This window comes from Brachybacterium alimentarium, assembly GCF_002332425.1.
In the GTDB taxonomy this organism is placed as follows: Bacteria; Actinomycetota; Actinomycetes; order Actinomycetales; family Dermabacteraceae; genus Brachybacterium; species Brachybacterium alimentarium.
Window position 1 is genome coordinate 19,463 of the sequence record NZ_NRGS01000003.1, and the last position, 9,461, is coordinate 28,923.

Annotated in this window: 12 protein-coding genes and 3 tRNA genes; 14 read left to right on the top strand and 1 reads right to left on the bottom strand. The window is 69.1% G+C overall.

Going from position 1 to position 9,461, the window contains the following annotated elements; genetic code table 11:
* The first annotated feature begins 119 nt into the window (after nt 1-119).
* The 4 genes from CIK71_RS01370 (at nt 120) to CIK71_RS01385 (ending at nt 2,014) form a co-directional block, all read left to right on the top strand.
* Nucleotides 120-389, top strand: a complete 270-nt coding sequence (locus tag CIK71_RS01370) for a WXG100 family type VII secretion target (RefSeq protein WP_096163402.1) — start codon at nt 120-122, stop codon at nt 387-389.
* 136 nt (nt 390-525) lie between these two features.
* A complete protein-coding gene (locus CIK71_RS01375) occupies nt 526-1,008 on the top strand; it encodes a hypothetical protein (RefSeq protein WP_096163403.1) in 483 nt (160 codons plus the stop codon).
* A gap of 417 nt (nt 1,009-1,425) precedes the next feature.
* Nucleotides 1,426-1,686 (top strand): hypothetical protein, encoded by a 261-nt coding sequence (locus tag CIK71_RS01380; RefSeq protein ID WP_096163541.1) that lies wholly within the window; start codon nt 1,426-1,428, stop codon nt 1,684-1,686.
* Between the two features lie 58 nt (nt 1,687-1,744).
* On the top strand, nt 1,745-2,014 hold the full coding sequence (locus tag CIK71_RS01385) for a hypothetical protein (protein WP_096163404.1): 270 nt from the start codon (nt 1,745-1,747) through the stop codon (nt 2,012-2,014).
* Nucleotides 2,015-2,134: 120 nt separating this feature from the next.
* On the opposite strand, the gene CIK71_RS01390 is transcribed toward CIK71_RS01385, so the two are convergent.
* Nucleotides 2,135-2,623 (bottom strand): YajQ family cyclic di-GMP-binding protein, encoded by a 489-nt coding sequence (locus CIK71_RS01390; RefSeq protein ID WP_096163405.1) that lies wholly within the window; start codon nt 2,621-2,623, stop codon nt 2,135-2,137.
* Between the two features lie 266 nt (nt 2,624-2,889).
* Between CIK71_RS01390 and CIK71_RS01395 the strand changes: the two genes are divergently transcribed.
* The 10 genes from CIK71_RS01395 to CIK71_RS01440 all read left to right on the top strand — a co-directional run bounded on the left by CIK71_RS01395 (nt 2,890) and on the right by CIK71_RS01440 (nt 9,274).
* Nucleotides 2,890-2,971: transfer RNA gene (locus CIK71_RS01395), tRNA-Tyr, on the top strand.
* Between the two features lie 110 nt (nt 2,972-3,081).
* Nucleotides 3,082-3,154 (top strand) — tRNA-Thr (locus tag CIK71_RS01400).
* Nucleotides 3,155-3,208: 54 nt separating this feature from the next.
* Nucleotides 3,209-3,285 (top strand) — tRNA-Met (locus tag CIK71_RS01405).
* Nucleotides 3,286-3,381: 96 nt separating this feature from the next.
* Nucleotides 3,382-3,552 (top strand): 50S ribosomal protein L33, encoded by a 171-nt coding sequence (gene rpmG / locus CIK71_RS01410; protein ID WP_029360274.1) that lies wholly within the window; start codon nt 3,382-3,384, stop codon nt 3,550-3,552.
* 193 nt (nt 3,553-3,745) lie between these two features.
* Nucleotides 3,746-4,195 carry an FAS1-like dehydratase domain-containing protein gene (locus CIK71_RS01415; protein ID WP_096163406.1) on the top strand — a complete coding sequence of 150 codons (450 nt, stop codon included), beginning with the start codon at nt 3,746-3,748 and terminating at the stop codon, nt 4,193-4,195.
* A 225-nt stretch (nt 4,196-4,420) separates the two neighbouring features.
* A complete protein-coding gene (locus CIK71_RS01420; protein ID WP_096163407.1) occupies nt 4,421-4,888 on the top strand; it encodes a MaoC/PaaZ C-terminal domain-containing protein in 468 nt (155 codons plus the stop codon).
* Complete coding sequence (locus tag CIK71_RS01425; protein WP_096163408.1) at nt 4,885-6,012, top strand: UDP-N-acetylmuramate dehydrogenase; 1,128 nt, start codon at nt 4,885-4,887, stop codon at nt 6,010-6,012. The genes CIK71_RS01420 and CIK71_RS01425 overlap by 4 nt, the downstream gene beginning before the upstream one ends.
* Nucleotides 6,013-6,072: 60 nt before the next feature.
* The gene (gene glyA / locus CIK71_RS01430; protein ID WP_096163409.1) at nt 6,073-7,341 is read left to right on the top strand and encodes a serine hydroxymethyltransferase; all 1,269 of its coding nucleotides are present in this window, start codon (nt 6,073-6,075) and stop codon (nt 7,339-7,341) included.
* Nucleotides 7,342-7,556: 215 nt separating this feature from the next.
* A complete protein-coding gene (locus CIK71_RS01435) occupies nt 7,557-8,456 on the top strand; it encodes a bifunctional methylenetetrahydrofolate dehydrogenase/methenyltetrahydrofolate cyclohydrolase (RefSeq protein ID WP_096163410.1) in 900 nt (299 codons plus the stop codon).
* The gene (locus tag CIK71_RS01440) at nt 8,453-9,274 is read left to right on the top strand and encodes an exodeoxyribonuclease III (protein ID WP_096163411.1); all 822 of its coding nucleotides are present in this window, start codon (nt 8,453-8,455) and stop codon (nt 9,272-9,274) included. The genes CIK71_RS01435 and CIK71_RS01440 overlap by 4 nt, the downstream gene beginning before the upstream one ends.
* Nucleotides 9,275-9,461 lie beyond the last annotated feature (187 nt).

Sequence of the window (9,461 nt, forward strand, 5' to 3'; positions counted from 1 at the left end):
AGGGAGAGCTCCCATGGTCCGGTATCGGCCGTCGCCCTAGTGTGGACCTCGAGCACGACGCAGGGGTGATGCCCCGCACGGGGTGCTGCCGCGCAGAGCCAGGAAGGGGTGTCGGGATCGTGAATGCCACCAAGGGGATGAATGTCGAGGAGGTCCGGCGGATGTCGGCTCGGCTGCGCGAAGCGGCCGCCGAGATCACGGGGATCGAGCAGGAGCTCACCGCCGGGCTCGAGGCCGTGGACTGGACCGGGCCGGACGCAGACCGCTTCCGCAGCCAGTGGGCAGGGCAGATGGTCCCAGCCATGCAGCGGATCATGACCTCCGTCCAGGAGTTGGGGGACAGCGCGGACCGCAACGCCGCCGAACAGGACGCGGCATCCACCAGCTGACCGCGCTCAACGGGTCGTCGACCCGGCGCGTCCCAGCACAACGAACCCGGCGCCCGAGCAGCTCGCCTGCTCGGGCGCCGGGTTCTTCGAGACTGATATCTTTGCCGGCATTGCCGCAGGCACGAACGGAGCATTCATGACCAGGAACATCGCGTACCCGAGCGCCGACTTCCCCGGCCCGCCGACGATCACCGTCGGGATCCCCGATGACTGGGAGACCCTCACGGTCCCGGGCGTTCACCTCGCCGCTGCCCAGCCCCACGTGGACGGACAGTTCCGCGCGAACATCGTGGTCACCGTGCAGCGATTCGGCCCCGATTTCACGGACCAGGACGCACGAGCGGGTCTCGAGCAGCGCAAGTCCTCCCTGCCCGGCCTCGAGGAGCTCGGCACCGGTACGGTCGACGTGGACGGGACCAGCTGGACCACGAGCGAATACAGCTACACCCAGCCCGGCCACACCACCGTGGTGCAGTCGGCCCGCTACACCCTCGTCGACCGTGGCGGCGTCGCCAAGGACATCGTCGAGATCGTGGGCAGCTGCGGCGCCGAGTCCGCTGGCGACGAGGCGGAGATCGTGCGATCGATTCAGGACACCGTCACCGTCGAACTCGCCTGACGCACCCTGGCCGCCGGCGAGCGAGCGACCCGGCGAGGCGCCGTGGCTGCCGGAGTGCGACCCGGCGAGGCGCCTCGGTGCGCTGGCGTCGCCAGGTGCGCCGCGCTCGTCCGGCCGCTGGGATCGTCCGATCCGCTGGGACGGTCGGGCTCTCAGGCCGCCCCCTCACCACACCGAAGCCCCGATGCCGCACGAGCGGCATCGGGGCTTCTTCGTCGTGAGTTATCCACAATGGCTCAAACGCAAGAACCATGCTCTGACCTGCGGGAACAACCTCAACTGGGGGTGTGGAGGGAGGCCGGGATCCGAGTGATGGTCACGGATCTCGACGCTGTCTAGGGTTGGTGCCATCACCTGGGGTGCGACTGCGAGGTCGGGTCGGGTGGGGACAGTCGCAACGACGAGATGGAGCACGTGATGAAGAAGGGTATGACCCCTGAGGTCGTCGAGAAGATGGGTCAGCAGATCGCCGAATCCGGTGAGCAGGCTCAGCAGATCTACACGCAGGTGCAGGGTCGGGTCTCGGAGTTCGACTGGACGGGGGAGGACCGCGATCGGTTCGTGAGCGAGTTCGACGGTGAGCTCGGGCAGCTGGTGCAGCAGATCGTGCAGCAGGCGAGCCAGTTCACTGAGCGGGCGTCGCAGAATGCGGCGGCTCAGCGCGAAGCATCGGCCTGACCACCGGCACGGTGGCCTTTTCCAGCAGTGATCCGCACGATGTCAAAAGGGGTATGTGATGACTTTCAAGGGTATGAATCCGGAGGAGGGGCGCGAGGTGGCGACCTCGATCAGCGAGGCGGGCCAGCAGATCCTCGAGGCGATCGATGCCTCCACGAGCCTCGTCAACACGGTGGAGTGGATCGGTCCGGACTATGACGCCTACCAGGAGGACTGGAATGCGTTCGTGTCCGGCCCGGTGGCGAATCTGGTCGAGGGCTTCCAGCGCCGCTCCGATGAGCTGGGCACTCATGCCGAGCAGCAGGATGCAGCGTCCAACCAGCAGTGATCTGCTGATCGGGCGCCGCGATGCCACAGGGCTCCGTTCCGCGTGAGAGGCGAAGGAGTCCTGTGGCATCGACATGCTGCTGCGAGAGCAGCGGGCCGATCGGCCCTACCAGCGGTGCGTTCAGCGGAAGTTGAGGAACTGCAGTGCGACGTCGAGGTCCTTGCCCTTGAGTAGGGCGATGGTGGCCTGCAGGTCGTCACGGCTCTTGGAGGAGACGCGAAGCTCGTCGCCCTGGATCAGCGGCTTGACCCCCTTGGGGCCTTCGTCGCGGATCAGCTTGGCGATCTTCTTGGCGTCCTCGGAGCTGATGCCCTCCTTGAGGCCGGCGACGAGACGCACCTCCTTGCCGGACTGCTTGGGCTCGCCGACGTCCAGGGCCTTCAGAGAGATCCCACGCCGGATCAGCTTGGACTGCAGCACGTCGAGAACGGCGAGCACACGCTCCTCCGCATTCGCCGTCAGCACGATCTCGTCGCTGCCGAGGTTGAGCGAGGCTCCAGTGTTGCGGAAGTCGTAGCGCTGGCCCACCTCCTTGACAGCCTGGTTGACGGCGTTGTCGACCTCCTGACGGTCGAGCTTGCTCACGATGTCGAACGATGAATCTGCCACGGGGCGTCCTTCCTTCTCGGGCCGCCGACGACCTTCTGGCTGCGTCGGCGGCGGCTGTGTACGTGCCGGTGCCCCGAGCGGGCTCGGGGCAGGTCCCTCGAGCCTGCCTGCTCGGAGCGTCGTCCCAGCTCAGGGGCTCTGTGACCTTCTTCATGCAGTCCAGGGGCCTCCTGGGTTAGCGTCGCCCGCAGAGCACCGCTATGCTGTTTCGAGTCCGCTTCCGGCGGCCACGAGATCTGATCGCGTGGGCAACGGAGGTGTACAGCGGCAGATTACCCGAGTGGCCAAAGGGAGCTGACTGTAAATCAGCTGGCATTGCCTTCGTGGGTTCGAATCCCTCATCTGCCACCGCTGACGATCCCCGGATCCGAAGCAGCCGAGAGTCCCTGTGACTCGAGGCACCGGAGAAGGTTCAGGATTTGCCCGCTGGGCAGGGACTGTGTAAAGTTCACCGGGTTGCCCTGATAGCTCAGTCGGCAGAGCGTCTCCATGGTAAGGAGAAGGTCAAGGGTTCGATTCCCTTTCAGGGCTCTGATGGATGTGGCGGCCCGGTCTCATTCGAGATCGGGCCGTTTCATCGGTCATGCCGGGGTAGCTCAGACGGTTAGAGCGCACGACTCATAATCGTGAGGTCGCGGGTTCGATCCCCGCCCTCGGTACCACGCCGGTCCTACCGGAGTGTACGATCCACATCCCCCGAGTACGGGGACCCACGAGGTGCGCCGCGGGGCGTGCCACCCGGACGAAAGAGGCGAACCGTGGCGAGCAAGAGCTCTGACGTGCGTCCCAAGATCACCATGGCTTGTGTTGATTGCAAGGCGCGCAACTACATCACCAAGAAGAACCGCCGTAACACCCCGGATCGGCTCGAGCTCTCGAAGTTCTGCCCGACCTGCGGCAAGCAGACGGCGCACCGAGAGACCCGCTGAGCGGACCTCTCGCGCACTTCACCAAAGGCCACACGGGCTCGTCCCGGGTGGCCTTTCGTGCGTCCTGGCCCGGTGACCTGGCGGACAGGACGGCCGTGATCAGGGTGTCCCGCAAGGGCACGGCGGCCGACCTGAGATCATCGGACCGACACCATCCGTCGGCCGACGAGGCCGCGTCCTCCCGGGAGAAGACATGACCACCACCCCTGACCCCGACTTCGCCGGTCGCACCTATCCGGCCGGCCCCGTGCACACGGTCTCGGCAGCGAAGATCGCCGAATTCGCCCGCGCCACCGGTGCCGGTTCGCCCGTGCACACGGACCCCGAGGCCGCCCGTGCGGCGGGCCACGCCGACGTGGTCGCCCCACCCACCTTCCTGGTCTCTCTCGCCCAGGCCACCGAGGCCCAGTACATCGAGGATCCGGCCGCCGGGATCGACTTCACGCGGGTGGTCCACGGGGAGGAGTCGTTCACGCTGCATCGACCCGTCGTCGCCGGGGACCGGCTGGTCCCGACGCTCACCGTCGAATCGATCCGCGCTGCCGGCGGCCACTCCATGATCGCGACGCGGGTCGACATGGCCGAGGAATCCGGCGGAGACGTCGCGAGCGTGCGCAGCATGATCGTCGTGCGCGGAGACTGATCCCGCCTCCGCACCCGCCACGCGCTCACCTCGCAGCCGGTGCCCCGGTGCCCCGGTGCCCCAGTGCCCCGGTGCCCCAGTGCCCCGGTGTCACCCGTGCCGCCCGTGCACTCAGGGCCCGTGGCGTGCGCAGCGCCTTCGACGCCCGCAGCGCCTGCCACGTCGTCACCACCGCGGATACCCGCCATCCCTCGACCGTTCAGATCCCGACCTTCAGGAGCAGACATGACTGCCACCCCTGCCACCCCGCTCGACCTCTCCGTCGGCCAGGAGCTCGCCCGCACCCGGCACGAGATCAGCCGTGACACTCTCGTGCGCTACGCCGGCGCCTCCGGGGACTTCAACCCCATCCACTACAACGACACCGCCGCCACCGACGCGGGCCTGCCCGGCGTGATCGCCCACGGCATGCTCACCATGGGGGCTGCGGTCACCGGTCTGCTGGATGCCGTCGGGGACCCCACCGCGGTGCGGGCCTACTCGGTGCGCTTCACCAACCCGGTGCCGGTGCCCGCGACCGGGCACGTCGTGCTCGAGACGGTCGCCGTCGTCGGCGCGATCGACGAATCCGCCGGCACCGCGCGCGTCGACATCACCGCCCAGGTCGACGACACCAAGGTGCTCGGGCGCGCCCGCGCCACGATCGCCACGACGGCCGGTGCCCCCGCCGACGGCCAGGTCGGCGCAGCATGAAGCTTTCGGATCTCACCACTCTCCGCGTCGGCGGACCCATCGGCACTCTCGTCGAGGCCCGTTCTGATCAGGAGGTCATCGACGCCGTCCGCGCAGCCGACGAGGCCGGACGACCGCTGCTCGTGCTCGGAGGCGGCTCCAACCTGGTCGCCTCGGACGAGCCCTTCGACGGCACCGTCGTGCTGCTGCGGGATCCCGAGGAGCCGCCGCTGCTCGACGCGACCTGCGAGGTGGGCGCGTCCGGCGAGCCGGACGGAATCCCCGTCGACCCCGCGGATCTCTCCCCGCTGGATCCGACCTGCGGGGGAGCGATCGTCGAATACTTCGCCGGTGTCTCCTGGGATCGTGCGGTCCGGTACGCGATCGCTCGAGACATGGTCGGCATCGAGGCGCTCTCCGGGATCCCCGGGACCGTCGGCGCCACCCCGATCCAGAACGTCGGCGCCTACGGCCAGGAGGTCTCCTCCACGATCTCCCGTGTGCGCACCTGGGACCGTGAGCGCAGCGCCGTGCGCACGTTCTTCGCCGCCGACTGCGACTTCTCCTATCGCGACAGCGTGTTCAAGCGCACCCGTTACTCCGGAGACGTGCCCTCGGCGACGGGCCGCTACGTCGTGCTGTCCGTCACGTTCCAGCACACGATCGGCAGCCTCTCCGCGCCGATCCGCTACGCCCAGCTGGCCGATGCGCTCGGCGTCGAGGTGGGAGATCGGGCTCCGATGCGCGAGGTGCGCGAGGCGGTGCTCGCGATCCGCGGCGCCAAGGGGATGGTCCTGGACCCGGCCGACCATGACACCTGGAGCGCCGGTTCGTTCTTCACCAACCCGATCCTCGAGGCCGACGACGCAGCGAGCCTTCCTGAGGGCGCTCCGCGGTACGACGCAGGTCAGGGCCGGGTGAAGACGAGTGCGGCCTGGCTCATCAGCCACTCCGGCATCGAGCGCGGCCATGCGGTGGGGGAGCGGGCGTCCCTGTCGACCAAGCACTCCCTGGCGCTGACCAACCGCGGCGGTGCCGGCAGTCAGGACATCATCGACCTCGCGCGGGACGTGCAGCGCCGGGTCGACGAGAGCTACGGGATCCACCTGGTCCCGGAACCTGTCCGCCTCGGCATCGATCTGTGAGCCCGGCCTAGGATGGGCACGGCGCCCGCCGCCGCCCCGTCCGTCACCGCAGGAGGCCCCGTGAACGTCCTCGACCAGTCCATCTCGGATCTCGACCCGGAGATCGCCGACGTCCTCGATCGTGAGCTCGCCCGTCAGCAGCGCACCCTCGAGATGATCGCCAGCGAGAACTTCGTCCCGCGTGCAGTGCTGCAGGCTCAGGGCTCGGTCCTGACCAACAAGTACGCCGAGGGTTATCCCGGTCGTCGCTACTACGGCGGATGCGAAGAGGTCGACGTCGCGGAGCAGATCGCGATCGATCGGGCCAAGGAGCTGTTCGGCGCCGAGCACGCGAACGTGCAGCCGCACTCGGGTGCCTCCGCGAACGCTGCGGTGATGCATGCCCTCGCCCGTCCCGGCGACAAGCTGATGGGCCTGTCCCTCGCCCACGGCGGCCACCTCACGCACGGCATGAAGATCAACTTCTCCGGTCGGCTCTACGACATCGTGGCCTACGAGACGGAGCCCGAGACGGGTCTGATCGACATGGACAAGGTGCGCGAGCTGGCAGTAGCCGAGCAGCCGAAGGTGATCGTCGCGGGCTGGTCCGCGTACACCCGTCAGCTCGACTTCCCGGCGTTCCGTGCGATCGCCGACGAGGTCGGTGCGGCCCTGTGGGTCGACATGGCGCACTTCGCGGGTCTCGTCGCCGCGGGCCTGCACCCCAGCCCCGTCCCGTACGCCGACGTCGTCTCGACCACGATCCACAAGACCATCGGAGGCCCCCGCTCCGGCATGATCCTGTGCACTGAGAAGTGGGCCAAGAAGATCGATTCCGCAGTCTTCCCCGGCCAGCAGGGCGGCCCGCTCATGCACGTGATCGCTGCGAAGGCCGTCGCCCTCAAGGTGGCGGCCACCGAGGAGTTCACCGACCGCCAGGCCCGCACCCTGGAGGGCGCGAAGCTCCTCGCCGAGCGCCTCCAGCAGGAGGACGCCAAGGCGGCCGGCGTGAAGGTCATCTCCGGCGGCACCGACGTGCACCTCGTGCTCGTGGACCTCGTCGACAGCGAGCTCGACGGCCAGCAGGCCGAGGACCGTCTCCACGAGGTCGGCATCACCGTGAACCGCAACGCGGTCCCGAACGATCCGCGGCCGCCGCGCGTCACCTCGGGTCTACGCATCGGCACCCCGGCTCTGGCCACCCGCGGCTTCGGCGCCGCGGAGTTCACCGAGGTCGCCGACGTCATCGCCCTGGCGCTCACCGGCGGAGCGGACGTCGAGTCCCTCCGTCAGCGCACTCAGGCCCTTGCCGACGCGAAGCCGCTGTACGCGGACCTCCAGCAGCACTGAGCGACGGATGGGGCTCGACGCGACGACGTCGGGCCCCATCGCCGTCTCCGGCGGGCACGATCATCCTTCCCGCCGCACCCGGCGACGGGCGCCGATCGCCTTTCCCGCCGCACCCGGTGGCGGGCGCCGATCTGCCTTCCCGCCGCACCCGGCGGGCTTGATCATCCTTCCCACCACCCCACGACCCTCCAGCACCGACATCCCCAAGGAGCGCCATGACGGCACAGATCCTCGACGGCAAGGCCACCGCGAAAGCGATCAAGGAGGAGCTCGCCGAGCGCGTGACGCGGCTCGTCGACGCCGGCCATGAACGACCGGGACTCGCGACCGTCCTGGTGGGGGAGGACCCCGGCAGCGCCGCCTATGTGCGCGGCAAGCACCGCGACAGCGAACAGATCGGGCTGCATTCGATCCAGAAGACGCTCCCGGCGGACGCCTCCCAGGCGGCTGTCGAGGCCATCGTGGACGAGCTGAACGAGGATCCCGCCTGCACCGGCTACATCGTGCAGCTCCCGCTGCCTAAGCAGATCGACACCGACGCGATCCTCGAGCGGATCGATCCGGCCAAGGACGCCGACGGCCTGCACCCGATGAACCTCGGCCGCCTGGTGCTGAACGCCTACACGCCCATCCACACGCCGCTTCCCTGCACGCCCCGGGCCGTCATCGAGCTGGTCGAGCGTCACGGACTCGACTTCCGTGGCAAGGACGTCGTGGTCGTCGGCCGCGGCATCACGGTCGGCCGCTCCATCGGCGCCCTGCTGACCCGTCGCGAGTACAACGCGACGGTGACCCTGTGCCATACCGGCACTGCGGATCTGCCCGCCCAGCTGCGCCGCGCCGACGTGGTCGTCGCCGCGGCCGGCGCCGCACACCTCGTGCGCGCGGAGGACATCAAGCCCGGCGCGATCGTCCTCGACGTCGGTGTCTCGCGCCGTGAGGACCCTGCGGGCGGCAAGGCCACGCTCGTGGGCGACGTCGACCCCGCCGTGCGGGAGGTCGCCGGCTGGATCAGCCCCAATCCCGGCGGCGTCGGTCCCATGACCCGTGCGCTGCTGATGAAGAACGTCGTCGAGGCGGCCGAGCGTGCCGCCGGGATCGAGGAGTCCGCATGAGCCTGACCATCGCGACCGTCAACGTCAACGGCCTGAGGGCCGCCGAGCGCAAGGGGATGCGCGACTGGCTCGCCTCCACGGCGGCCGACGTCGTCACCCTGCAGGAGGTGCGCGCCCCCGAGGACCTCCTGCCCGGTCTCGTCGGCGAGGACTGGGCCATCGTCGGCGAGGTCTCGGAGCTGAAGGGCCGTGCCGGAGCAGCGATCGCCGCCCGCACCTCGCTCGGCGCGATCGACCTCGCGGGCGCCCGTCACGGGCTGCCTGGCCTCACCGAGCCCAGCCACACCGGCCGCTGGCTCGAAGCGGACCTCGCCGACCCCTTCGGCGATGGTCGCGCTCTCACGGTCATCTCCTGCTACATGCACTCGGGCAACACCGAGAAGCCGCAGACGATGACCGACAAGTACGAGTTCCTCGACGTGATGATAGAGCGCCTCGAACAACTCCGTGCCGATGGCCGTCACGTGGTGCTCACCGGCGACATCAACATCGCCCATACCGAGTGGGACATCAAGAACTGGAAGGGCAATCTGAAGTCCGCCGGCTTCCTGCCCGAGGAGCGCGCGTACCTGGACCGCCTGACCACCGATGCCGGCTTCGTGGACGTGCACCGCACGCTGCACGGCGACGGCCCCGGGCCCTACACCTGGTGGTCGCAGCGCGGCAAGGCCTTCGACAACGACGCCGGATGGCGGATCGATTACCAGCTGGCCACCGAGGACCTCGCAGCGCGCGCGACCTCCGCCCAGGTGGATCGTGCGCCCAGCTACGACACCCGCTGGTCCGATCACGCGCCGCTGGTGATCTCCTACTCCTGACCGACAGTCGTAGGCCGGTGCGCCTCGCCAGGCCAGCTGCCCGCAGCCCGCTTGGCCGCGCGCCCGCCCTGCCGCACGTCGCCCGGGCCGCACGGCCGCCTGCTGACCCGTGCTCCGGTCCTGCCGCACGCACGTCGGCCTGCTGGCCCGTGCTCCGGTCCTGCCGCAAATGTGAGCGTGGGACCCA

Excerpts from the sequence above, each read along its gene's own strand:
- CIK71_RS01425 (WP_096163408.1), top strand. The coding sequence starts at position 4,885 with ATGAAGCTTTCGGATCTCACCACTCTCCGCGTCGGCGGACCCATCGGC.
- CIK71_RS01440 (WP_096163411.1), top strand. The coding sequence starts at position 8,453 with ATGAGCCTGACCATCGCGACCGTCAACGTCAACGGCCTGAGGGCCGCC.
- CIK71_RS01420 (WP_096163407.1), top strand. The coding sequence starts at position 4,421 with ATGACTGCCACCCCTGCCACCCCGCTCGACCTCTCCGTCGGCCAGGAG.
- CIK71_RS01415 (WP_096163406.1), top strand. The coding sequence starts at position 3,746 with ATGACCACCACCCCTGACCCCGACTTCGCCGGTCGCACCTATCCGGCC.
- CIK71_RS01385 (WP_096163404.1), top strand. The coding sequence starts at position 1,745 with ATGACTTTCAAGGGTATGAATCCGGAGGAGGGGCGCGAGGTGGCGACC.
- CIK71_RS01375 (WP_096163403.1), top strand. The coding sequence starts at position 526 with ATGACCAGGAACATCGCGTACCCGAGCGCCGACTTCCCCGGCCCGCCG.
- CIK71_RS01435 (WP_096163410.1), top strand. The coding sequence starts at position 7,557 with ATGACGGCACAGATCCTCGACGGCAAGGCCACCGCGAAAGCGATCAAG.
- CIK71_RS01380 (WP_096163541.1), top strand. The coding sequence starts at position 1,426 with ATGAAGAAGGGTATGACCCCTGAGGTCGTCGAGAAGATGGGTCAGCAG.